At 55.4% G+C, this 24,738-nt stretch carries 16 protein-coding genes and 3 tRNA genes; 12 read left to right on the top strand and 7 right to left on the bottom strand.

The window, feature by feature from the left end; genetic code table 11:
• Positions 1 to 77: 77 nt before the first annotated feature.
• Positions 78 to 1,634, top strand: coding sequence for an acyl-CoA carboxylase subunit beta (locus Q371_RS13535; RefSeq protein ID WP_034341484.1), 1,557 nt, complete (start codon positions 78 to 80; stop codon positions 1,632 to 1,634).
• A gap of 164 nt (positions 1,635 to 1,798) precedes the next feature.
• On the opposite strand, the gene Q371_RS13530 is transcribed toward Q371_RS13535, so the two are convergent.
• A complete protein-coding gene (locus Q371_RS13530) occupies positions 1,799 to 3,232 on the bottom strand; it encodes a serine hydrolase domain-containing protein (RefSeq protein WP_169743849.1) in 1,434 nt (477 codons plus the stop codon).
• A 115-nt stretch (positions 3,233 to 3,347) separates the two neighbouring features.
• Between Q371_RS13530 and Q371_RS13525 the strand changes: the two genes are divergently transcribed.
• The 3 genes from Q371_RS13525 to rpoC all read left to right on the top strand — a co-directional run bounded on the left by Q371_RS13525 (position 3,348) and on the right by rpoC (position 12,479).
• Positions 3,348 to 4,145 carry a hypothetical protein gene (locus Q371_RS13525; protein WP_157442702.1) on the top strand — a complete coding sequence of 266 codons (798 nt, stop codon included), beginning with the start codon at positions 3,348 to 3,350 and terminating at the stop codon, positions 4,143 to 4,145.
• 220 nt (positions 4,146 to 4,365) lie between these two features.
• The gene (rpoB, locus tag Q371_RS13520; protein ID WP_034341479.1) at positions 4,366 to 7,830 is read left to right on the top strand and encodes a DNA-directed RNA polymerase subunit beta; all 3,465 of its coding nucleotides are present in this window, start codon (positions 4,366 to 4,368) and stop codon (positions 7,828 to 7,830) included.
• Positions 7,831 to 7,901: 71 nt separating this feature from the next.
• Complete coding sequence (gene rpoC, locus Q371_RS13515; RefSeq protein ID WP_034341478.1) at positions 7,902 to 12,479, top strand: DNA-directed RNA polymerase subunit beta'; 4,578 nt, start codon at positions 7,902 to 7,904, stop codon at positions 12,477 to 12,479.
• A 114-nt stretch (positions 12,480 to 12,593) separates the two neighbouring features.
• Here rpoC and Q371_RS13510 read toward each other — a convergent pair whose 3' ends face one another.
• Positions 12,594 to 12,896, bottom strand: coding sequence for a hypothetical protein (locus tag Q371_RS13510; protein ID WP_034341476.1), 303 nt, complete (start codon positions 12,894 to 12,896; stop codon positions 12,594 to 12,596).
• Between the two features lie 121 nt (positions 12,897 to 13,017).
• On the opposite strand from Q371_RS13510, the gene Q371_RS13505 reads away from it, so the two are divergent.
• From Q371_RS13505 to Q371_RS13490, 3 genes are all read left to right on the top strand, one after another.
• On the top strand, positions 13,018 to 13,608 hold the full coding sequence (locus tag Q371_RS13505; protein WP_034341475.1) for a hypothetical protein: 591 nt from the start codon (positions 13,018 to 13,020) through the stop codon (positions 13,606 to 13,608).
• Between the two features lie 71 nt (positions 13,609 to 13,679).
• A complete protein-coding gene (locus Q371_RS13495) occupies positions 13,680 to 14,321 on the top strand; it encodes a hypothetical protein (protein WP_157442701.1) in 642 nt (213 codons plus the stop codon).
• A 64-nt stretch (positions 14,322 to 14,385) separates the two neighbouring features.
• Positions 14,386 to 15,258, top strand: coding sequence for an NAD(P)-dependent oxidoreductase (locus Q371_RS13490; RefSeq protein ID WP_034341471.1), 873 nt, complete (start codon positions 14,386 to 14,388; stop codon positions 15,256 to 15,258).
• Positions 15,259 to 15,331: 73 nt separating this feature from the next.
• Here Q371_RS13490 and Q371_RS13485 read toward each other — a convergent pair whose 3' ends face one another.
• The 5 genes from Q371_RS13485 to Q371_RS13465 all read right to left on the bottom strand — a co-directional run bounded on the left by Q371_RS13485 (position 15,332) and on the right by Q371_RS13465 (position 22,622).
• The gene (locus Q371_RS13485) at positions 15,332 to 16,771 is read right to left on the bottom strand and encodes an ATP cone domain-containing protein (protein ID WP_034341469.1); all 1,440 of its coding nucleotides are present in this window, start codon (positions 16,769 to 16,771) and stop codon (positions 15,332 to 15,334) included.
• Positions 16,772 to 16,898: 127 nt separating this feature from the next.
• A complete protein-coding gene (locus Q371_RS13480) occupies positions 16,899 to 17,501 on the bottom strand; it encodes a TetR/AcrR family transcriptional regulator (protein WP_034341468.1) in 603 nt (200 codons plus the stop codon).
• A 272-nt stretch (positions 17,502 to 17,773) separates the two neighbouring features.
• A complete protein-coding gene (locus tag Q371_RS13475; protein WP_169743848.1) occupies positions 17,774 to 18,703 on the bottom strand; it encodes a phosphotransferase in 930 nt (309 codons plus the stop codon).
• A 230-nt stretch (positions 18,704 to 18,933) separates the two neighbouring features.
• Positions 18,934 to 20,790, bottom strand: coding sequence for an ABC transporter ATP-binding protein (locus tag Q371_RS13470; RefSeq protein ID WP_034341464.1), 1,857 nt, complete (start codon positions 20,788 to 20,790; stop codon positions 18,934 to 18,936).
• Positions 20,787 to 22,622: an ABC transporter ATP-binding protein gene (locus tag Q371_RS13465; protein WP_034341463.1), complete on the bottom strand. Its 1,836-nt coding sequence runs from the start codon at positions 22,620 to 22,622 to the stop codon at positions 20,787 to 20,789. The genes Q371_RS13470 and Q371_RS13465 overlap by 4 nt, the downstream gene beginning before the upstream one ends.
• A gap of 326 nt (positions 22,623 to 22,948) precedes the next feature.
• On the opposite strand from Q371_RS13465, the gene Q371_RS13460 reads away from it, so the two are divergent.
• The 5 genes from Q371_RS13460 to Q371_RS13440 form a co-directional block, all read left to right on the top strand.
• A complete protein-coding gene (locus Q371_RS13460; RefSeq protein WP_034341462.1) occupies positions 22,949 to 23,878 on the top strand; it encodes an L-lactate dehydrogenase in 930 nt (309 codons plus the stop codon).
• A gap of 178 nt (positions 23,879 to 24,056) precedes the next feature.
• Positions 24,057 to 24,132, top strand: a tRNA-Thr gene (locus tag Q371_RS13455).
• 46 nt (positions 24,133 to 24,178) lie between these two features.
• Positions 24,179 to 24,264, top strand: a tRNA-Tyr gene (locus Q371_RS13450).
• 5 nt (positions 24,265 to 24,269) lie between these two features.
• Positions 24,270 to 24,344 (top strand) — tRNA-Thr (locus Q371_RS13445).
• 71 nt (positions 24,345 to 24,415) lie between these two features.
• Positions 24,416 to 24,738, top strand: a 323-nt coding sequence (locus Q371_RS13440; RefSeq protein WP_034341460.1) for a GTP-binding protein, incomplete at its 3' end; no start/stop codon positions are given.

The following is a 24,738-nucleotide window of genomic DNA, read 5'->3' as shown; positions in this document are numbered from 1 at the left end:
AAAATGCCCCGTACCTCAGGAAGGAACGGACAAGTGACCTAGGCAAGTTGCCGCTTTTCAGGGTTTAATAAAGACATATGTACAACCCAGAACTTGAAGCTTTGATTGCGGAACTGGAAAAGCGTCGGCAAAAAGTCGAACTTGGTGGCGGAAAGGAACGCCAGCAGAAACAGCACCAGCAAGGCAAACTGACCGCCAGAGAACGGGTCCATGAATTGCTGGACGAAGGCTCCTTCATGGAACTCTCCACCTTCAGTGAACATGTGGGTGGCCTCTTGATGCGAGAAATCGAAGCCCCAGGCGAAGGGGTGGTGACCGGATCAGGCACCATCAACGGCAGACGGGTGTACGTGTTCAGTCAGGATTTCACGGTGCTGGGTGGATCTCTGGGCAAACGCAACGCACAGAAAATCACCAAGATCATGGACCTCGCTGCCAAAACTGGATGTCCGGTGATTGGCCTGAACGACTCAGCAGGAGCCCGCATTCAGGAAGGGGTGGACTCTTTAAGCGGCTACGGCGAGATTTTTTACCGCAATGCCATTTACTCGGGCTGTGTGCCCCAGATCAGTGCCATTCTGGGTCCCTGTGCAGGTGGAGCCGTTTACTCCCCTGCCATGACCGACTTCGTTCTGATGACCGAAGGCACCAGTTACATGTTCATCACCGGGCCAGAGGTCATCAAAAGCGTCACCCGTGAAAACGTGACCTTCGAAGACCTCGGTGGTGCCGAAGTGCACATGAAAAAATCCGGTGTGGCCCACATGTCCGGCAAGAGCGACAAAGAAACGCTGGGCATGATCAAAACCCTGCTGGAATACCTGCCCCAGAGCGCCAAAGAGAAACCCCCATTCAAACCCACCAGAGACCCCAAAACCCGCCAGACCAGCAAACTGACGGAAATCATTGACCCGAGCCCCAAAAAGCCTTACAGCATGGTCGAGGTGATCCGCGAAATTGTCGATGACCACTTCTTCTTTGAGGTGCAGCCGGATTTCGCCCGCAACATCCTGACTGGATTTGCCCACCTTGGAGGGCAACCTGTGGGCATCGTGGCCAACAATCCGAAGTTCATGGCAGGCACCCTGAACATCGACGCCTCTGACAAAGCTGCACGTTTTATTCGGACGTGTGACTGCTTCAATGTGCCAATCCTGACTCTGGTGGATGTGACCGGATTCCTGCCCGGTGTGCAGCAGGAGCACGCTGGCATCATCCGGCACGGGGCCAAGATGCTGTACGCCTACGCCGAAGCCTCCGTGCCCAAAATCACCCTGATCACCCGCAAAGCCTACGGCGGGGCTTATCTGGCCATGAACTCTCGGGACATGGGTGCAGATCTGGTCTTTGCCCTGCCCACCGCTGCTGTGGCCGTGATGGGCGCAGAGGGGGCTGCCAACATCGTGTACCGCAAAGACATCCAGAACAGCGCCAACCCCGAGTCCACCCGGGCAGAAAAAATCAAAGCTTACAAAGAAGCCTTTGACAACCCTTATGTGGCTGCTGCCAGAGGTTACATCGACGAGGTGATCATGATGGAAGACACCCGCCGCATGCTCATCGAAGGTTTCACCATGCTGGCAGCCAAAGAGGAAAGCAGACCTTATAAGAAGCACGGGAACATTCCGCTTTAAGGGTTTTTTGTCAGAGTTAGGCCTTTAGCCGAGAGCCGAGAGCCGAGAGCCGAGAGCATCGTACCAGACACCGAAAAAACCGCCAAATAAAATGTAGGGGCGAGGCATACCTCGCCCCTTTATCGCTTGAGCCAAAGCGTTTTTGAGCCCTCAGCCCTATGCCCTCAGCCCTCGGCCTTCCCCCACACCAGAGGACGCTCCAGAGGACCAAAGTGCACGGCCCCTTTCAGGTCCACAGAAACCCGGTCTTCTTCAAAATGCAGGGTGATGGTGGGTGTGAAGGGTGTCTGCACCAGACAGACCCGCACGCTGAAAGTGTCTTCTGAAATCCATCCGCCCTGAGCAGCAACAGGCCATGGTCCGAGGTCTTGCAAAATCCACATCATGTGCTGGAAAAGGTGACTTTCAGAGAACGCCCAGCCTTCAGCTTGAACTGGAATTTTTTGCAGGCCCAGTGTGTCTGTCCATTCCAGGGTGGTCTCTCCTGCTTGATGGCGCAGGGTCAGAGATGCAAGCCCCCAATCGTTCTTCTCGAAGGTGAACGTCTGGTTGAGGTGCCTCTGGTTCTCAAAAGGTGTGGTGTTTTCAGGACCTTTGAGGGTGAGGGCATCCAATTGTTGACCCAATGCAGCCTGTGTTTGTGGGTTTTCAGGCAGGGCCTCTGCTGAAAAGTGGGGCAAAAGTTCTTCCCAGATGGCATTCAGCATGCCTGCGGTGTTGACGGCTTCCCCAGCGGTCATGACCACCACTGCGTCCTGATCGGGCATCACCACACAGAATTGTCCGAAAGCCCCATCTGCACGGTACGTGTTGTGTCTGCAACGCCAGACCTGATAGCCATAGCCCTGATTCCAGTCGTTGTCCTGATCTTCTCCACTGGAAATCTGAGCAGCAGTCATCTCTGCAATCCAGCTTTCAGGGAGCAGTTGCTGACCTTCCCACTGGCCTTTTTGCAACATGAATTGCCCCCAGAGCGCGAGTTCTTCGGTTTGCAGGTACAGACCCCATCCAGCCACATTGAGCCCTTTCGGATCGGTTTCCCAGGTGCGGCTCTGGATGCCCAGAGGTTCGAACAATCTGGGGGTCAGGTATTCCACCAGCGTTTTGCGGGTTTTGCGTTGCAAAATCGCTCCGGCCAGGTAGGTGGCAGGCGTGTTGTACATGAAGGTGGTGCCGGGCTCAGCTTTGAAAGGCCAGCGCAAAATGTCTCTGGCCCAGTTGGCACTTCTGGGTTGGGGTTCACCGTCATGACCACTGGACATGGTCAGCAGGTCTTTGATGGTGAGTTTCTGCATTTTTTCAAGGTCGCCCTGAGGGTGGGTTTTCGGAAAGAAAGGCAGAACCAGATCACTGACTTTCAAACGGCCTTCCTGCACAGCAAACCCGATGGCGGTGGCGGTAAAACTCTTGCTCACCGAATACATCATGTGAGGCAGTTCTCTTTGGTAAGGGGTCCACCACCCCTCAGCAATCACATGTCCATGGCGCAAGACCATGACACTGTGCAGTTCATGGGCTTCAAGGCGGGTCAAAAAAGCAGAAATGGCAGCAGATGGGAGGCCCTGTGATTCTGGTGTGGCACGTTTCAATGCAGACATGGTTTCCACTGTACTGCCTTGGAGGTGAGCACCCATCGGCTGAAACACTTAAGGGGATGTCTCATGAGGAACAGGCTGTGGGTGCTCCTCATGTTTGGTGTTTAGCATGGGTGACATGCGCAAAGTGGTTCTTTTTTTGTTGATGGGGTCTCTGGCTTATGCACAGGTGCCCACCCCAAATCCCTTTCCTGCCTCATTTGAAGCCACCCTCAAGACCGAAACCTGCCAGAAATACCTGACCACCCTCGAAAAAACCGCCCCTGCCAGCATCGGTGTGGTGGGGAAAATGGGTGCCAGAGGGTGCCTTCAGAGCAAGAAAGAAGCAGATGGAGCTGTCAAAAAAGCCCTCTGGAATCAGGGCTTTGATGTGCAAGTGGACCAGTTTGACGCCAATGGAAGCTACTATCAGGTTTGGCAAAAAGTGGGAGGCAAGGATGGAATGCTGCTCCAGTTTTACTGGGACAAAGTGACTTCCACCATGCAGGTGTATTACATCCAGCTCTCTGAAATGCCTTCGGTGATGGAAGGAAGCCTGTTCAGGCCCCAGAACCAGATTCCCCTCAGTTTCACCCCACCCAGCGACAATCTGGTGTACAACACGTGGTCCATGGGCCGCTGTTTTGATCCGCAAGCCTTGCTGAAAAACGTGGTCACTGATCCAAAAGCCAAGGCGGAGTTGTTGGGCTCGGGGTGTCAGGCTTTTGAAACCAACAGGGAGCGCTTGCTGGATGCCATTTCCAAAATCAGCACCTACCAGACCGCCCTGTACGGAGGCAAAGACCAATTCACCTGGATTGGCACTTTGAAATCCGATCCCAATCGGTTGCTGTACCTGAACCTGCAACCTTATCCTGAGAATCCCAAAGTGATGGTGCTGGCATGGACCAGTTACAAGGTGGCTGTCCAAAAATAAATTGACAGGAACGGCACTTCACTGCTAAAATAAAGTTTGGTGGCCATGATGGGCTATTCAGGAGTCTCTTGAAAGAGCAGACACCACAATTCTAAGTCGCGTGCAACGGAGGGTAAGGGATTCTTACCCTCCTCCTAGCCTTGTTTAACCACGATGGGCTCTGAAGGGGCAAAGGGCACACAGGCACAAGTTTTCAGTCATAGACATGACAGGAGAGTGAATGACGAAACGCATCGAACGCTTCGGTGAGATCACTGAGGTCATCCCACTTCCCGAGCTGACGGAAGTTCAGATCACATCGTTTGATCAGTTCCTCCAGAAGGGCGTCAAAGCCCAGAGCCGTCAGAATGTCGGGTTGCAGGGCGCCTTCAAGGAAGTCTTCCCCATCGACGAGTCAGACAAGAACCGCGGTGGCGGTCTGGTTCTGGATTTCCTTGAGTACAACATCGGTGACGCCCCTTACAGCCCCGAAGAGTGCCGTGAAAAGGACCTGACGTATCAGGCCCCCCTGTACGCCAAACTGCAACTGATCCACAAAGACACCGGTCTGATCAAAGAAGACCAAGTCTTCCTGGGCGACCTGCCCCTGATGACTGTAGACGGTTCTTTCGTGATCAACGGTGCAGACCGTGTGGTGATTTCCCAGATTCACCGCAGTCCCGGCGTGTACTTCACCCCCATGTACCGTGGTGCCAAAAAGTACTACACCGGTGCCATCATCCCCATGCCCAAACGTGGACCTTGGATTGAAATTGAATTCAACAACCAAGACGTCCTCGAAATGAAAGTCAACAAGCGCAAATTCCCCGTCACCATGCTGCTGCGCGTGCTGGGAATGAACGATGAGAGCATCAAAGTGCTGCTCAACGAGTTCGGCGAAGTGGACCTCACCGACGACAAGAGCGCCGGAATGAACGCTGACGAAGCCCTGCTGCGTCTGTTCACCGTGCTGCGTCCCGGCGACCCACCCAAGCGCGACAAGGCCATTGCCTACCTGTACAGCCTGCTCGCCGATCCCAAGCGTTACGACCTCGGCGAACCCGGCCGTTTCAAAATGAACCGCAAACTGGGCCTGACCACCGAAGAGCGCACCCTGCTGGGCTTTGAAGATGGCAAGTTCACCGATGCCGGTCTGATCGACACCATCCGTTACCTTCTGGCCCTGCACAACGGTCTCGAAGAGTTCACCACCACCAGCGCAGATGCCGATGGCGTGGTCATCGAGAACAAAGTGCCTGTGGAAGAAGACGACATCGACCACCTCGGGAACCGCCGTGTGCGCACCGTGGGCGAACTGCTCGCAGACCAACTGCGTGTGGGTCTGGGAAGAATGGCCAGAGGCGTGCGCGAGCGCATGCTGCTCGGCAACCCCGACGCTGCCACCCCTGCCAAGCTGGTCAACAACCGTCCCATCGTTGCTGCAATGCGCGAATTCTTCGGACGCAGCCAGCTTTCACAGTTCAAAGACCAGACCAATCCCCTCGCAGAACTGCGTCACAAACGCCGTGTGTCTGCACTGGGTCCCGGCGGTCTGACCCGTGAACGCGCAGGCTTCGATGTGCGTGACGTGCACAGAACCCACTACGGTCGTGTGTGCCCCATCGAAACGCCTGAAGGTGCCAACATCGGTCTGATCTCCTCTCTGGCCTCCTTCTCCCGAGTCAACGCTCTGGGATTCATGGAAGCCCCTTACCGCAAAGTCATCGACGGCAAGGTCAGCGAGCAGGTCGAGTACATGACCGCCGACATCGAAGACCGTTACATCACCGCTCAGGCGAACACCCCCCTGAACGAGGACGGATCCTTCGCTGTGGACCGCGTGATCGCCCGCAAACGCGGTGACGTGGTGATCGTGCCTCCCGATGAAGTGGACTACATGGACGTGTCTCCCAAGCAGATCGTGTCCATCTCCACCTCATTGATTCCCTTCCTTGAGCACGACGACGCCAACCGCGCGCTCATGGGATCGAACATGCAGTCTCAGGCCGTGCCGCTCGTGCGCGCCCAGTCCCCCGATGTGGGCACCGGCGTGGAAGAGCGCGTGGTGCGCGACTCTGGCACCAGCGTGGTGTGCAACGTCAACGGACAGGTCACTTACGTGGACGCCACCCGTGTGGAAGTCACCCTGACCGAAGACCACCCCGAGCTGGGCATGAACAAAGGCAACGTCAAGACCTTTGACCTCGTGCGCTTCACCCGTTCCAACCAGGGCACCAACCTCGACCAGCGTCCCATCGTCAAAGTGGGCCAGCAGGTCAAGAAGGATCAAGTGCTTGCAGACGGTCCGGCTTCCGAGCTTGGACGTCTGGCTCTGGGCCACAACATCACCATCGCGATCATGCCTTTCGATGGATTCAACTTCGAAGACGCCATCTGCATCTCCGAAGCCCTGGTGCGCAAGGACTTCTACACCAGCGTGCACATCGAGAAAGACGAAATCGAGGCCCGCGACACCAAACTCGGTCCAGAGAAGATCACCCGCGACATTCCCGGTCTGAGTGAGGCCGCCCTGCGCGACCTCGACGAAGACGGCATTGTCCGCGTCGGTGCAGAAGTCAAACCCGGCGACATCCTCGTCGGCAAGACCAGCTTCAAAGGCGAGTCTGAACCCACCCCTGAAGAGCGACTCCTCCGCTCCATCTTCGGTGAAAAAGCCCGCGAAGTGAAAGACACCTCCCTGCGCGTGCGCTCGGGTGAAGGTGGAATCGTCGTGAAAACCGTGCGCTTCCGCCGTGGAGACGAAGGCGTCGACCTGAAACCCGGCGTGCGTGAAATGGTCCGTGTGTATGTGGCCCAGAAACGCCGCATGCAGGTGGGCGACAAGATGGCCAACCGCCACGGAAACAAAGGGGTTGTCTCCAAGATTCTGCCCCCCGAAGACATGCCCTACCTCGAAGACGGCACCCCCGTGGATCTGGTGTTCAACCCCCTCGGTGTGCCTTCCCGGATGAACCTCGGTCAGATTCTGGAAACCCACCTGGGTGAAGCTGCCCGTGTGATGGGCGTGAAGTTCGTAACCCCTGTGTTCGACTCCGCCACCGAAGACGACATCAAACGCATTCTCGAGCAGTCTGCCCGTCAGCGTCTGGACGCCCGCAAGGAAGCCGGACTGGGCATCGACAAGCGCGAACGCGAAGTGATCACCCGCGCCGGCAAACTCGGTGTGGTTGAGCGCATCACCGACCTCAGCGAAGAGACCTTCGACAAGGCCCAGGTGGCTCTGGCCCGCACCGGTAAGAGCGTGCTTTTCGACGGACGCACCGGGGAACCCATCAACGGTCCCGTGGTGGTCGGCACCATGTACGTGATGAAGCTCTACCACATGGTGGAAGACAAGATGCACGCCCGTTCCACTGGCCCCTACTCCCTCATCACCCAGCAACCCCTCGGTGGTAAGGCCCAGTTCGGCGGACAGCGTTTCGGGGAAATGGAAGTGTGGGCCCTCGAGGCTTACGGTGCCGCCCACACCCTTCAGGAGATGCTCACCATCAAGTCCGACGACATCGAAGGACGCGACGCCGCTTACCAGAGCATCGTCAAAGGTGAGGAAGTCACCAACACCAACGTCCCCGAGTCCTTCAAGGTGCTCGTGAAAGAGCTGCACTCCCTGTGCCTTGATGTGCAGGTGCTCGACGAAAGTGACAAGGACATCGACATCTTCGAAGGCATGATGCCCAGACGGTAAATCAACGGAACTGAAGGTGGGGGTTTTCACCCTCCCTTCAGGCCCAGAGAATCTTTCAGCAAGGAGATTCAGTGAAAGACTTCAAAAAAGTCAGAATTGCTCTGGCCAGCCCCGAGAAGATCAGAGATTGGTCTTTCGGCGAGGTCGAGAAACCTGAAACCATCAACTACCGCACCCTGCGCCCCGAGCGCGAAGGTCTGTTCGACGAGCGGATCTTTGGTCCCACCAAGGACTACGAGTGCGCCTGCGGTAAATACAAGCGCCAGCGCTACGAAGGCAAAGTCTGTGAACGGTGCGGAGTGGAAGTCACCAAGAGTGTCGTCCGCCGTTACCGCATGGGTCACATTGACCTTGCCACCCCCTGCGCCCACATCTGGTACGTCAAAGACACCCCTTCCAAAATTGGCACGCTGCTCGACCTGACCGCCAACCAACTGGAACAGGTGCTGTACTTCAGTAAGTTCATCGTGATTGACCCCCAGAACGCCATGCGCGATGGTCGCCCGCTCAAACGTGGTGAACTCCTGTCCGATGAGGAGTACCGTGAATTGCGTTACGGCCGTCAGGAAACCTACGGGATTTCCGCTGGCACCGAAGCCGAAGTGCGCGACGGCGAGTACGTGACCAAAGGTCAGGTGCTGGCTGGCAACGTGGTGAGCCGCATTGACGGTCTGGCCCAGTACCGCTTCCCCCGCCGCACCGAAATCCACTACCGCGAAAGCAAAGTGGCCCAGCTGAACCTGCCCGCAGGCAGCCTTGTGGAAATGGATGCTTTCCGTGCCGGTGAGATTCTGGCCGACCTGACCGCCGACTTCGAACTGAACGCCCCCGTGGCCGGTACCGCCTTCGTGACTGACCTCGGTGAGGACAGCGTTCTGATCGAAATCAAAGACGGCAACAACAAAGTGCTGTCCACCCTGTACGTGCCCCACGGTACCGAAGTGCTGGTGGCCCACGGCGAAATCGTCGAGGAAGGCACCATGCTGGCCAAAGCCGCCGCCGGGAAAACCCTGCGCACCAGCCGCGCCAGCAACCTGAGTGGCGTGGGCACCAAGAAAAAATCCGGCATCACCGAAGTGACCGTGAACTGGACCCGCATCGCCTCTTACGATGTGAAGCCCAGCATGCACTTCCTGGTCGGCGACGGCACCGAAGTGCTCTCTGGTCAGAAAGTGGTCGGGGCCATTGACGAGGAAGAAGAAATCTACGCCGAAGCAGACGGCACGGTGTACCTGCACCAGCCTGCTTCCATCGTGGTTTCCAAAGCCCGAGTTTACCCCTACAACGATGAACCCCTCGTGGTGAACGGTGACCGCGTGGCCCCCGGCGACGACCTCGCCGATGATGGCCGCGTCAAGAGTGAAATCTCGGGTCGCGTGGAAATCGATCTGGTGCGTCAACAGGTGCGCATCATCGAGTCCTACGACTTCACCGCCAAGATGGGTGCCGAAGCCATCAAGGAACTGCTGGACGATCTGGACCTCCCCACCCTGGAAGCCGAACTGGCCGAACAGATGAAGGACTCCAGCCGCCACAAGCGCGCCAAAGCCAGAAAACGTCTGGAAGTGGCCCGTTCCTTTGTCAGAAGCGGCAACAACCCCAGCTGGATGATTCTGGCCACCGTGCCGGTCATGCCCCCAGACCTGCGTCCCATGGTTCAAGTGGACGGCGGACGCTTTGCCACCTCCGACCTCAACGACCTGTACCGCCGTCTGATCAACAGAAACAACCGTCTGAAGAAGCTGATGCAGCAAGGCGCTCCAGACATGATCATCCGCAATGAGAAGCGCATGCTGCAAGAAGCTGTGGACGCGCTCATCGACAACGGACGCCGTGGCACCCCTGTGACCAACCCCGGCTCTGAACGTGCACTGCGCTCCCTCACCGACCTGCTGGGTGGTAAACAAGGCCGCTTCCGTCAGAACCTGCTGGGTAAGCGTGTGGACTACTCTGGCCGTTCCGTGATCGTGGTCGGTCCCCAGCTCCGTCTGCACCAGTGCGGTGTTCCCAAGCGTATGGCTCTGGAACTCTTCAAGCCCTTCCTGTTCAAGGTGCTCGAAGAGAAAGGTGAAGTCTCCAACATCAAGCAAGCCCGCAAGATGCTGGAACGTTACCGTGACACCCGAGACAGCGTGTGGGACGCCCTCGAAGAAGTCATCGAAGACAAAGTGGTGCTGCTGAACCGCGCCCCCACCCTGCACCGTCTGGGCATTCAGGCCTTCGAACCCGTGCTGGTGGAAGGCCAGTCCATCCAACTGCACCCTCTGGTCTGTGAAGCCTTCAACGCCGACTTCGACGGTGACCAGATGGCCATCCACGTGCCCCTGTCCGCTCAGGCTCAGGCAGAGGCCCGCATCCAGATGCTGTCTGCACACAACCTGCTCTCCCCTGCACACGGTGAACCCAACGTCAAACCTTCCCGGGACATCATTCTGGGGATCTTCACCCTGACCCAGATCCGCACCGACAACCTCGGTGCAGGCAGCGAATTCGATTCTCCTGCCGAGGCTCTGGAATCTCTGGAAGCTGGCCACATCAACCTCAACAGCCCCATCAAAGTGGCTGGCAAGGACACCAGTGCAGGCCGCATCAAGTACGTGTTCTCCAACCCCGAGGAAGCCCTCCACGCTGTGGAACGTGGCGAAATCGACATGCAGGACCACGTGCGCATCCGCTTCAAAGGCAAACTTGAGGAAACCACCGCTGGCCGCGTGTTCTTCTACAACATCGTTGCCGAAGCCGTTGCCGAAGACGGCACCACCGTTCCCGAGAACCTGATGAACATCCACACCGTCTACGAAAAAGACGCCCTGAAAGACATCATCGTGGATTCTTTCAAGCGCCTCGGTGTGGAGAAAACCGCCCGTCTGCTGGATGCCCTGAAAGACTCCGGTTTCAAACTGTCCACCACTTCCGGTGTGACCATCGGCATCGATGACGTGGTGATCCCCACCCAGAAAGCCGAAATCATTGCCGAGGCCGACGAGAAACTGGACGAAATCAACACCATGGCCGACATGGGCTTCCTCACCGAAGAGGAACGCTACAAGCAGGTCATCCAGCTCTGGAACGAAACCACGGACCGCGTGAAAAACGCCGTGTTCAAAAACTTCGAGCAGAACTACCCCTTCAACCCCCTGTGGATCATGTCCCAGTCCGGTGCCCGTGGTAACCCCCAGCAGATCCGTCAGCTGGCCGGGATGCGCGGTCTGATGGCAAGGCCAGACGGCAGCACCTACCCTGTGCCCATCAAAGCGTCTTTCCGTGAAGGTCTGACCGTTTTGGAATACTTCATCTCCACCCACGGTGCCCGTAAAGGGGGTGCAGACACCGCTCTGCGTACCGCCGACTCCGGTTACCTCACCCGTAAACTGGTGGACGTGGCCCACGAAGTGGTTGTGCGCGATGAAGACTGCGAAACCACCGACTACAGCGTGGTGGCCGTCGGTCACTACGATGACCGCTCTGGCAAGTGGACCCCCCGCAAGACCAGCGAGATCGAAACCAGCCTCTATGGCCGCACCCTTGCCATGGATCTGGATTCCTCCAACCTGAGCTTGCCCACCGGACACATGCTCTCTGTGGAAGACCTGAGAATCCTCGTGAAGAACACCGAGGAGATCAAAGAGGTCTACGTCCGCACCCCCCTCAACTGCCGTGTCAAGAGCGGTGTGTGCCAGAAGTGCTACGGTTACGACCTGTCTCAGGCCAAAACCGTGTCTCTGGGTGAGGCCGTCGGTGTGGTGGCCGCAGAGTCCATCGGTGAACCCGGTACCCAGCTCACCATGCGGACCTTCCACACCGGTGGTGTGGCAGGTGGAAGCGACATCACCCTGGGTCTTCCCCGTGTGATCGAACTGTTCGAAGGCCGCAAGCCCAAAGTCAAAGCTGTCCTCGCTGACCGCGATGGTGCCGTCCAGATTGTTGAAGAAGAAGACCGTTACCTGGTCAAAATCCAGGCCGACGACGAAGCCTTCAGCAGCAAGACCGCCATCAAGATCGACCGCGACCAGTACCGCATGATTGTGCGTGATGGTGACCGTGTCGAGGCCGGACAACCCCTCACCCGTGGTGCCATCAACCCCCACGAGTTGCTGGAATTCAAAGGCACCCAGGCCACCGAGCAATACCTCGTGGACGAAGTGCAGCGTGTGTACCGCAACCAGGGCGTGAAGGTGCACGACAAGCACATCGAAATCATCGTGCGCCAGATGCTGAAATTCGTGGAAGTCACCGACGGTGGAGACACCGACCTCCTCGAAGGCCAAGTGGTGGAACGTCAGGAAGTGGACGGCCTCAACGAGCGTCAGGAAGAGGGTCAAACCTCTGCAAGCTGGAAACCTGTGCTGCTCGGGATCACCAAGTCCAGCCTCTCCACCCAGAGCTGGCTCTCCGCTGCAAGCTTCCAGCACACCACCCACGTGCTCACCGAAGCTTCCATCGCAGGTCGCGTGGACGAACTGATCGGTCTGAAGGAAAACGTGATCCTCGGAAAACTGATTCCTGCCGGTACCGGCCTCGATCTGGTGCGCAAGCTGCAAATTGCAGATGCCCGTACCCTCGAACGTTACGCCAAACCCAGCGTGGAACAGGAAAGGGCACCTTCCAACCGCTCTGACTCTGGCATCCAGCCCGGCCTTGCCGACTGAGCCAACCCCTCAAGATCAAATCCTCCCCAAATGGGGAGGATTTTTGCTTTTGGCCCTTCAGAACAGCATTCTGATGGTTTTTTGTTTGAGCATCACGCCAATATCAGTCCAGCATCAATCCAGAGTGACTTCGGTTTTTTGTTCGCCTTCTTTGCCAGAGACTTTGCAGGTGGCTTTGCGGCTCTCTCCCTGTTGTTTGACGGTGTAAATGCCTGTATAAGTGGTGCTCTCTCCAACGGTCAGGCTGGTCTCGGAGTCTCTGGTGACTTCTGCATCTTCAGAAGTCTGCTGCTGGATGGCAGCAATGCACAGTTGCTCGGTGGCACTGGACTGGGTTTCGCCATTGGATTCTTTGATGGTGCAGCCTGTGGTGAGCATCAAAACGGACAAAAAGGGCAACAGAAAAGGTTTCAACATGACAGGCAGTATAACAAGGGGTGTCAAAGCCATCCAGAGAAAAGTTCAGGCAGGTCCAAGCCTCTGTTTTGTGTGATGGGTAAGATTTCGGTAACTGCTGGACCTCTAGACTGAAAACATCATGGAACTGCATCAGATCGCATGGGAACAACTTGCTGGCTTTGCCTTGCAGCATGGTGAAACCGTGCCTTGCAAGCTGGACAAAACCCGTGCCATTTCCCTCTACGACGAGGCCATTGTGCGGTTCAGCAAGAATGGGTTCCGTGTGGGCAGTGCTTATCTGAATGCCATCCGTTCTTTTGAGATTGCTGGAAACCTGCAATTCCATTGTCGTGGGCCATTCCGGCTGGGCGGATGGAACACCGATTCCACCTTCACCATACAACTGGTGGACGATGATGGAGACATCATCTCAGACATGTTGCAATTGGGTCGACAGTTGCTGGGAGAGACCCTCGCTCCAGTGGGTTTCGGCTCTCTGAACATGGAAAACTATTTGCACCTGAATCCCGACCTCACCCCATTTGCTTATGGGCTGGAGGTCTTTGATGCTTTCATGGACAGCCAGTCTGCCATTTACAGCATGACGGGCTTTCAAGGTGAATACGTGTTCAGACGGTGGGGATGGGATGTGCTGGACTCTCTGGAACGTTTTGTGCAGGGAGACATGCTGTGGGTGACTGCTCCTGAGCATCACGTGTACTACGGTTAATCTTTTGCTCATGGATGCTCATTTTCGCTGAAATCGCTTTCAGGTTTGGTGTAATCTGAGACGAGGTTCACGTGAAGATACTGCAAACCATTCCTCTGGAAAGGATCAATGACCCGGTGATGGCCATGGCGGTGTTCATGCAGCAAAAGCTGGACCTGGACATCCTCCAAATCACTGAAAATGAAGTCCATCTGGGCAGCAATGTCCGCAAGCAACACATGTACTCCCTCAAGAGTTCTTTCCACAATCAGGTGTTGTTCATCTGGATTCACCACTACAGGTCTGACCTATCGGGAGAAGAATTCCTCAGTTCAGCCATTTACCTGCCAGAGTTCGGTGAAGCCCTGCGCAGCAATGTGTTGATCCAGTTCATCCAGCAACAAACCCAGCTGCAATTCCATGAGTACAGCGAGGCCCTGAAAAAAATCACAGACATTGTGCAGGAGTATGTGCACACAGACCAACCTCACCTGTACATCACCCGCAGAACCCTGGTGAGCTTGATCATGGCCATCCATTATGAAAACCACCATGACTTCCGTGGTCGTTTCGAAGAAATCATTGATCAGGACATCATTGACCTGTATGAAAACAAGTTGTACTTCAAGTACCACATCGAAGACATGCAAAACATGGTGCAGCTTTTTGATGACCATGCCCTGCCAGGACCCCTGAAAAACCTGTACATCCTGTTTGATCTGAAACCCTATTGATTTCAGTGCTCAAAAATCGACATGGGGTTCAGCCCCTCTGGTTTTTCATGTTAGGCTGAACCCCATGAAAACGGCTTTTGTTGGTCTGGGTGCCATGGGATATCCCATGGCAGGACACCTGAACACACATTTCAAAACCCTGGTTTGGAACCGCACAGCAGAAAAAGCCCATCAGCACAGCAATGAATTTGGAACAGTTGTGCTGGATGGTTTTGCCATGCTGCAGGATGTGGACGTGCTGTTCACCTGCTTGCCCACCACCCGAGAAGTCATCGAAGTCCTTGAACAGGTCTTGCCTTACCTGAAGAAAGGCGGCCTGTGGATCGATTGCACCTCTGGAGATCCGGTCAAGAGTCTGGAAGTGGCACAAAGGCTTCAAGCGGCAGAAGTCACTTATCTGGATGCACCTGTCAGCGGAGGCACAACAGGAGCCATTCAGGGCACCCTGAGTGTCATGGTGGGTGGTCCCAGAGCAGAGATTGAACGGGCACAACCTGTTTTGCAATCCTTTGCCTCCAAAGTGGTCCATGTGGGCGAGGTGGGCTCAGGCCATGCGGTGAAGGCCGTCAACAACATGCTGCTGGCCATCAACTTGCTTTCTGCAGGAGAGGGGCTGGTCGCTCTGGCCAAACTGGGCGTGAATCTGGAAGCGGCTCTGGAAGTGATCAATGTCAGCAGTGGGCGCAGCAACGCCACCCAGAACCTGATTCCCCAGAGGGTCCTGACCCGTGAATTTCCAGCCACATTTGCACTGGGATTGCTTGCCAAAGATGCTGGAATTGCTCTGGATGTGGCCCGTTCCTCGGGGGCTTCCACTCCCCTGTTCGCCCTCACAGAAAGCCTGTACAAGGCTGCCAGAGACACCGTGGGAGCAGCAGAAGACCACACCGCTGTGGTGAAGATGCTTGAAACGTGGAATGGTGTGGTTTTGAAATAACCTCTACACAGGTTACAAAAAGTGTTTTGCTGTAACGAGCAAAACACTTTTTGTGTTTTTTTGTGTTTGGTGCTCAGCGTTTCTCTGGCATGCCAATGGGCACACTCTGGAGCACCCGGTTGGCAATCACTTCCATGGCCTGTTCCACATTGCGGTCCTGTCCATCCGATTGCAGGATGGGCACCCCTGTTTTGGTGGCGAGTCCCATGATGTAATCCTGCAAAGACCGGATTTCCTGAAAGTGGTTGAGGTAGCGCTGTTTGGGCCTGAGCTGGTGGGTCTCCTGATCGCGGCTGTAAAAGCGTGAACGGTGGGTGTCCTCGTCTGGCAGGGCCATCAGCATGGGAATGAACAGGGCTCCGGGCTCCTGAATCATGCCAAAATAGCCCGGTACAATGTGCACCCCTTCCAGCACGATGCTGGTGTTCTCTTTGATGGCCCTCTGGATGATCGCATGGATCCCGAGGCTGACCTGTTGCACCTGTTCACGGAACCCTTGCAGCAACTGTTCTTCGGTGGGCAGTTCGCGGTCATCGTCTGGTCCGAGCAGGCTCTGCCATGCCTCGAAGGTGCTGGCATGCAGGGTGGGGGTCAGTTGAGGGCTGATCATGGCCCGCATCACTTCACGAATGGAGTCGGTGGAGACCACCCGCGTGATCCCCAGACGATAGGCAATCTCGGCAGCGATGTAACTCTTGCCTGTTCCCGAAACCCCTCCGACCAGCACCACCAGTGGTCTCTCGGGGTTGCGGATCACGCGCATCAGGCGGTACCTGAGGGCAATGTCTTCTCCAACTTCGCGGATCAATGCCTGTTCCACTTCGTTGCGAATCTGGGCACGGGTCACGCTCTTGAGACCCAATTCGCGGAGTTGCAGTTCAGAGTCTCTGGAGATGCGGTGGGCCACCAGAGAGGTGAGCCCTGTCGCAAGCAAGGACTGGGCCAGAATACCCTTGGAGAAGGGATACATCAGGCCACTGGGATCCTGAACCATCAGGGCACCTGTAGAGTGGTAGCGCTCACGGTAAGAAGAGCGTCCAGCTGTGCCCACAGTCTCTTCCAAAACCTCTTCGGTGATGGCTTCGATTTCCTGCGAGGAAATTTCTTCCACGCCCTTCATGCGCAGCCTGCGGTCCACCTCTTTGGCGGTTTCGTAAGCCTGCTTGGGGGTCAGGCGGGCCACTTCAAGGCTGCGGGCCAGAATGCCTCTGGAGAAAGGCAACTTGAGCCCTCCCTCATCCTGCACGGTGATGTCCGTAAAGGTAGGAATCTGGTGGGTGAAATCATCTGCAATCTTCTTCCCGAGCCGCTTGCGGGTGAAGGCTGTCACGATGTCTTTGAGTTCCTCGGGGGTGACGTTGCGCTTTTTCTTGTTGCGGATGTGTTGTTCCACACTGCGGGCGATGGCGGTGGCGGCGTCCTGATCAATGCCCACGTTCAGCAACGACTCCACCACAAGTCCTTTGGAGAAAGGCCACTGGTGTTTTCCGCTGCTGATGAAGATCTTTCGCATTGCCTGATGTCCTTGAAAGTGGATTAGACCTGAATTCTACCTCAATTGGAGAAGCTGCACCTGAAGAAAACAAAACCAGAGGAGACATCCTCCTCTGGCAAGGGTTGTGGGCATCTGCCCTGAACCTTCAGCGTTTGAAAACCCCATCCAGCATCATGGCCAGAGATTTTCTCAATTCCTGTTCGAGATCACCTTCGGAGTTGTAGGCGCTCCAGCGCAAAGCCACCATCAGGAAAGTGTCGGCAATCAGGTTGCACATGCGCTCCAGCGACAGGTCGTCTCTGAGGCGTCCTTGCTCTTTGAGGGGACGCAAGCACATCTCGATGACTTTGGAGAGGGGCAGGGCCTGATAAGCCGTTCTGGCACGGTCAGGGTCTGGATTCAGCACTTCGTAAGCCAGAGGGGGAAACAAATCTTTGTCTTTGCTGCAGAACTGGGCCAGTTGTTTGAAGATTTCTTGCAGCACCTGCTCTGGAGAAACCCCGTTTTGCAGTTGTCTCTCGGCCTGGTCTGCAAGGGTGTCTACAAGTTCTGCTCCGAAGTCCAGCAGAACGGCTTCTTTGTAGGGGTAGTAGTTGAAGAAGGTGCCTCGGGAAACGTGTGCGCCTTTTGCAATGTCCGTGGCGGTGGTCTGTTGAAACCCGTTGCGTTTGAACAGGTCTATGGCAACGGCGTAAATGCGGTTACGGCGTCGTTCTTTCTGGCGTTCCCGTAAGGTGATCGGCTCCATGACAAGAATTGTAGCGTGTCTGCTTTTTGATGAAAATCGCGTGCTCTAGCTCAGATGTCTAACCGACCATCAAAAAGGGTACGGTTTCAAGGGCATTTTTCGTGGCTGTGGGGATTTTTTGGTTTGAGTTCAAGAAAACACCCGGTTCAATTCGTATAGACATTTTTAGACCGTGGAGTCTAAATTTAGACTGTGACTTCAAACCCCGAACATCCAAAGCTGAAATTATGTATCACAAGTTTTTGAATTGAGTCAAAAACGGTGCCGTTCCATCAACACAGAATCAAATTCATCCAATGGCGCACATGCCCCTCATCTGCAGGATTGCGTTTCCATGCAGACAAAGCAGACCAGAGGTTAACGAAACCCACATAATGGCAGGCTGCGCGGTACCTGTCTTTGAACTCTGGAATGGACACCGTCACCCCCTCACGCACCAGAGCCCGACGGTAAGGCGCAGTGCTCTCAAAGGTGGGCATGTGTGGAGGCAAATCCATGTAAAAAGAACCCCATCTGGCCTGCTCCCAGTCCAGAATGAAGACCTGTTTTTCGGGGGTGATCAAGACGTTGGGAGGGCACAGGTCATTGTGAATCAGGGTCAAGCTCCGAAAATCCTGATTCAAACTGGCCACCTCAATGAGCATTTTGTCTGCAGCAGACTCGATTCTGGGAATCAATGGACCAAAGGTGCGCCTGAACTCTGGCATCTCCAAAGCTTTCTGCCAGGGTGTTCTCCACCATTTCTCAAGGCTCTGATTCAAGAATTCCCAGTCCACCTTGGGCAACCATCCCAATTCATGTTCTTTTTTGAGGTTGCGGGCGTGGATGGCGGCCAGAGCAGCCGCTTCATTGCGTTGCACTTCCTCATCGATGTAAGACATCACATCAGGGCGATGCTCACCTTTGATGTCCTGCATGGCAATCTGCATGGGCAGCAGGCTTTCCAGATCCTGACTGTAACTCCAGGGCACAGCCTGACGCTGCAAATGCAGTCGGTGAAGCACCCGCCTCTCAATGACTGTGGCAGCCTTGGTGACCAACGTGATGGATTTCTGCCCCTGAGGTGTCACTTTGAACCGACCCACAGTGGCTCCAGAGCGTCCCTGCATGATCGCCAATTCTTCCAATTTGGCAACAGGAATGTTGGGAACCAGAATGCTGGTGGCTTCGGTCAAGAGTTGCACGGTCGGGTCGGGGATCATGGCTCTCACCATCCTAAACGCTCGGTTTCAGCAATAACAACCCCTTGATGGTGGTCAAATTCATGTCAATCCATGCAAGAACACCAAAAAACAGAACCCTGCGGTCCTGTTCTGCTGCGTTTATCAGTGAAACAGGAGGATTCAGGTGAATCCTCCTGTTTCAAAAAACCCTTTCCAGAGAGACATCCTTTTGTTCTTCTGTCAAATGCTATAAACGGTGCAACACCTGTTCAGTCGGCGCTCATGGCATGACCCGAGTATTGCAACTGGTGCAACTTGGCGTAGTAACCGCCTCTGGCCAGAAGCTCTTTGTGGCTGCCCTGTTCCACAATTTTGCCTTTGCGCATCACCACAATCCGGTCACAGTGCTCAATGGTGGACAGGCGGTGGGCAATGATGATGCTGGTGCGCCCATGCATCAGTTTGGTCAGTGAGTCCTGAATCAAGAGCTCGGTTTCGGTGTCCACACTGGCGGTGGCTTCGTCCAGAACCAGCAAAATGTCGGGGTTCTGAATCAGGGCACGGGCAAAGGCCAGCAGTTGCTTCTGCCCCGTAGAGAGGGTGGCCCCGCGTTCACGCACTTCGCTCTGGTAGCCATCTGGCAGCGTCATGATGAATTCGTGTACCCCAACGTATTTGCAGGCGTTCACGATGCGCTCCATGGGGATGCTCTCGTTGCCCAGACGCAGGTTGCTTTCGATGGTTCCAGCGAACAGGAACACATCCTGCAACACCACCCCGATGTGTTTCCTCAGGCTGTGCTGGCTGTACTCGCGCACATCGATGCCATCCACTTTCACGCTGCCCCTCTGGATGTCGTAAAAACGGGACACCAGAGAAATGATGCTGGTCTTCCCTGCTCCGGTGGCCCCCACCAGAGCGACACTTTCACCGGGCTTGATGTGCAAATCAATGCCCCTCAAAATCCAGCGGTCGTCTTTCTCTGGGCTGTCTGCTGGGGTCTGGCTGTCATAGGCAAACCAGACATTCTCGAATTTCACTTCGCCTTTGAAGCCGTCCACGGTTTTGGGGTTGGCAGGATCTTTGATTTCTTCATCGGTGTCCAACACTCCAAAAATGCGCTCTGCACTGGCCATGGCCATCTGCATGTTGGTGAACACATCCGCCAGGTCCTGAATCGGCTGGAAAAGTTGGGTGATCCATGCCGTAAATGCAATCAAGAGGCCCAGAGTGATGCCCTGCCCTTCCAAGATTTCACGGCCACCATACCAGATCACCATGGCCATGGCCACGTTGGACAACAAAGAAACTGTGGGCATGTACAGGGAGAACCAGCGCACGTTTTCCAGCATTCCACCCAGAAAAGCCCGGTTGGCAAGGTCAAATTTGGACTGGTTGCGCCCTTCACGGTTGAACAGTTGCACGGTGAGCATCCCGGTGATGTTCTCGTTCAGTTGGGTGTTCACAATGGCCTGTTTGATGCGCACATCTCTGGAAGAAATCCGCATTTTGTTGCGAAAGAAGGTGGAAGCCCAGAACAGGAAAGGCAGCACCGTAAAAGACACCAGAGCCAGTTTCCAGCTCAGGGAGAGCATGATCACCACATAAGCCAGAATCAGCAAGGAGGAGGTCACCAGAGAGGACAAACCGTTGGTGATGAACTGGTTGATGGCGTCCACATCACTGGTCACACGGGTGATCAATCGGCCCACTGGGTTCTTGTCAAAATACCCGAGGTGCAGCCTCTGGAGTTTGCCAAAGATGTCACTGCGGATGTCATACAGCACGTGCTGACCAATCCAGTTCAGTGCATAAGTGAAGCCATATTTGAAAAGAAATTCAAAGACCTTCAGGCCCAGATACAGCAGGCCAATTTGCACCACACCACGGTAAAGGGCCTCTTCGGTGCTGCCCACATTCCCACAGTTGGCAGAGTGGGTGGGGGCCAGATAGCAGTCGATGGCGTTTCTCTGGAGCACCCCGAAATAGGGTTGCAAGGCAGCCATCAACACGGCTGCAACCATGGTGAACCCCACCAGATAACGGTAAGGCTTCAGGTAAGTGAAAATCCGTTTGGCCAATTCCCAGTCAAAAGCCTTGGTTCCTGCATCATCAGGCTGGGTCATGCATTTACCTCTTTGTCGTTTTCCAGATCACTGGCCAGAGATTGCAGGCGTTCCAGTTCGGCGTACTCGCCTCCCAGAGACACCAGTTCTTCGTGGCTGCCCTGCTCGATGATTTCACCGTTCTGGAGCAAAATGATGTGGTCGGCGTGCCTGAGGGTGGACACCCGGTGACTGACCAGCATCACGGTTCTTCCGGGCATGACTTTCTTCAGGCCACTCAGGATGCGGGCTTCGGTTTCGGTGTCCACGGCGCTCATGCTGTCGTCCAGAATCAGCACTTCAGGCTCACGGGCAATCGCACGGGCCAGAGCGGTCCTTTGCTTCTGGCCCCCACTGAGCGAAACACCACGCTCACCAATTTCAGTGTCAAAGCCTTTGGGAAAGCCCTCAATGTCATGGGTGAGGCCTGCAATGTCGGTGGCCCAGCGCACCTTCTCCATGTCGATAATGGGTTCGGCTTTCTCTGGAGCAGCAGATTTCAGGACCGACACACCTACAGGAATCTCGGGGTAGTTGCTGGTGTTGACCCCAAAAGCCACGTTCTGTGCAATCGTTTCACTGAACAGGAACGGCTCCTGAGGCACCACCCCAATGTGGGAACGCAGCACCTGCAAGGGAATCCGCTTGATGGGCACCCCATCAATCAGCACTTCACCTTCGGTGGCGTCAATCAGGCGGGTCACCAGTTGCATCAGGATGGTCTTGCCTGATCCAGTGGCCCCGGTGATCCCGAGGGTTTGCCCCGCAGCAATTTTCAGATTGAGGTTTTTCAGGATGGTACGGTTGCCATACCTCACGGTCACATCACGGAACTCGATGTCCCCTTTGAGGGTGGTGATGCTCTGGTCTGCCGCATCGTCTTTGATCTCGGGTTTGGCTTCCATGAGTTCAAGCAGACGCTCCCATGAACTGGCACCCCTCTGGGAGATGGTCAGGATCATGCCCGCAGCCATGATGGGCCAGGTGAAGCGCTCCAAGGTCATGGTGAACTGGGTGAACTCCCCGAGGGTCAGTTGCCCCCTCAGGATCATTTGCCCACCGTAAATCAGGACCAGCACGTAAGCGATGCCCATCAACATGCTCAGAAAAGCCCACAGGGGACCTTCCAGCATGGTGACTTTCAGGTTGCGCTTGATCAGTTCGTCATTCAGGGCCTGATATTCTCTGATTTCGGTGTCTTCGATGGCGTAACCTTTGACCACCCGCACACCAGAGAAGTTTTCCTGTGCCTTGGCACTGATCAGAGAAGACTGTTCCTGTGCTTTCACATACCGCTTGGCAATCAGGCGCATCAAGAGGGCCAGCACAAGGATCATGATGGGAATCACGGTCAGGACCAACCACGTCAATTTGGCCGAAATGCTGAACATCACCACCAGAGATGCTGCAAACACCGAAATCACCGAAGCCCCCTGAAAAGCACCAAACCCGAGCATTTCACGTACAGCGCTCAGGTCAGCGGTCAGGCGGTTCATGATGTCTCCGGTGCGGCTCCGGTCAAAGAAACTTTTGTCGAGGTGGGTCATGTTGGCAAAAATGTCCCGGCGGATCTCGTAGTCGATCTGTCGGCTTGCCACCACCAATTGCCTGCGCACCAGAAGCATCAGACCGCCTGAGACCAGCACCGATCCGATGATGCCTGCGGCATACATCCAGAGGTTGGGCAGGGCCTGCTGGTTTTTGAAGGCGGCACTGATCGAATCAATGGCCAGTCGGACCACATAAGGGCCAAGCAACACGGCCACGTTCGACACCAGCACCGCCAGAACGCCGATCACGTACTGGCGCATGTGATTTCGCAAGTACGGAGCGAGCTTCTTCAAATGGTTCACTGTTCACCTCAGGGAAAAGAGCGTCCCGCACTTCGAATTCGGGACATTGTCAAGGGGGTTTAAAAGCCTATCATGGCCCATGTGCGGTCAGTCTAATCCTTTTGACGTAAAAGAAACATAGAACGAATGACATATTTGCAAGTAAGCAGGTCGGTATAATCATGCACAGGAATGGGGTTTTGGACGTGTTTTTCAAAGCCGAGGGCCGAGAGCAAAGGGCCGAGGGCATGTGAAGCTTCGGCCCATGCCTTGAATGATCCACACATGGATCTTGGACAGTGATTTGTTTGTTGCTCTCGGCCCTCGGCCTCCTGAAAGGAGTCACCATGAAAGTCGGAATTGTGGGAACAGGATTTGTGGGTGCAGCGGCAGCCTATGCCCTGACCCTGAGGGGAAGCTGCACCGAACTGGTGCTCACTGACATCAACGCCAAAAAAGCCCTCGCTGAAGCCGAAGACATCCAGCACGCCACACCCTTCACCCATCCAGTGCGGGTGACCGCAGGCAAATATGAGGATCTGGAAGGGGCCAAAGTGGTGATCCTGACGGCAGGGGTCAACCAGAAACCCGGCGAGACCCGCCTGCAACTCCTCGAACGAAATGTCAACATCTTTTCGGAGATGGTGCCTCAGGTCGTTCAGGCAGCCCCAGAGGCCATCTTGATCGTGGCCACCAATCCTGTGGATGTCCTGACAGCCATCACCGCAAAAATTGCAGGGTTGCCAGAGGGGAGGGTTTTGGGCTCAGGGACCACACTGGACACCGCACGGTTTCGGGCTCTGGTGGGGCAGCATGTCGGGATTGATCCGCAACATGTGCATGCTTTTGTTCTGGGAGAGCATGGAGACAGTGAAGTGCTGGCATGGTCAAGCGCCAGCATCTCTGGCATTCCCATCGGAGAATACTGCGTTCAGAGAGGCATCCAGTGGGACGATGCCATCAAGTCCAGCATCGATGAGAAAGTGCGCAAAGCCGCTTACACCATCATTGAAGGCAAAGGCGCGACCTATTACGGCATCGGTGCGGCTCTGGCCCGCATCACCGAAGTGATCACACGGGATGCAAGGGCCATTCTTTCTGTGACTGCCCCTGACAGTGAAGGTCTGGCTTACGCCCTTCCCCGAATTGTGGGCGGAGATGGAATCAAGGAAACCCTTGAGGTTCCCCTCAGCACCCGAGAGGCTTTGCAACTGTCCAGAAGTGTGGAGGTTTTGCGTGAAGCCACCCGTTCTGCAATGGACCATCTTTATGCTTGAACTCAGTACAAAAAACACCGAAATTTCTAATCCAAACAATCATTCTTCTCGGGTTGACCATGTCAAGGGTGGGGTGAAAAAGTGACCCGCCCCCATGTTGCTTGACACCCCTATGGTGGTATGCTACTATTCCTCCTCGGAAAGCGCATCAGCGAATTCCAAGCCCAAAGGAACGGTCGCCACCCTAGCTCAACTGGTAGAGCACCCGACTTGTAATCGGAAGGTTGTCGGTTCAATTCCGATGGGTGGCTCCAAACTTTCAAAGGGTTTGTAGTGTAGGATAAGTGTGGTATAAAACTCGGGTAGGTAGCCAAGCGGCCAAAGGCATCAGACTGTAAATCTGACGGGTTTCCCCTTCGCTGGTTCGAATCCAGCCCTGCCCACCAGGAACGCTCGTGTAGCTCAGTGGTAGAGCACTCCCTTGGTAAGGGAGAGGTCGTCGGTTCAATCCCGACCACGAGCTCCAAAAATTTTGGTTCGATGAGGGGGTCCGTGAAAAGCGGACCACATCATCATGATATATAGGAGGAAATTAGCATGGCTAAAGGCACGTTTGAACGCACCAAGCCCCACGTGAACGTGGGAACCATTGGTCACGTGGACCACGGTAAAACCACCCTCACCGCCGCGATCACCTTTACCGCAGCAGCTGCCGATCCCACCATCGAAAAGCTCGCCTACGACCAGATCGACAAGGCACCTGAGGAAAAGGCCCGTGGCATCACCATCAACACCGCCCACGTGGAGTACAACACCCCTTCCCGCCACTACTCCCACGTGGACTGCCCCGGTCACGCTGACTACGTCAAAAACATGATCACCGGAGCTGCCCAAATGGACGGCGCCATCCTCGTGGTCTC

Source organism: Deinococcus misasensis DSM 22328, assembly GCF_000745915.1.
Taxonomy (GTDB): domain Bacteria; phylum Deinococcota; class Deinococci; order Deinococcales; family Deinococcaceae; genus Deinococcus_C; species Deinococcus_C misasensis.
The sequence above is the reverse complement of the archived record's forward strand: the minus strand, read 5'-3'. Positions and strand labels throughout refer to the sequence as shown.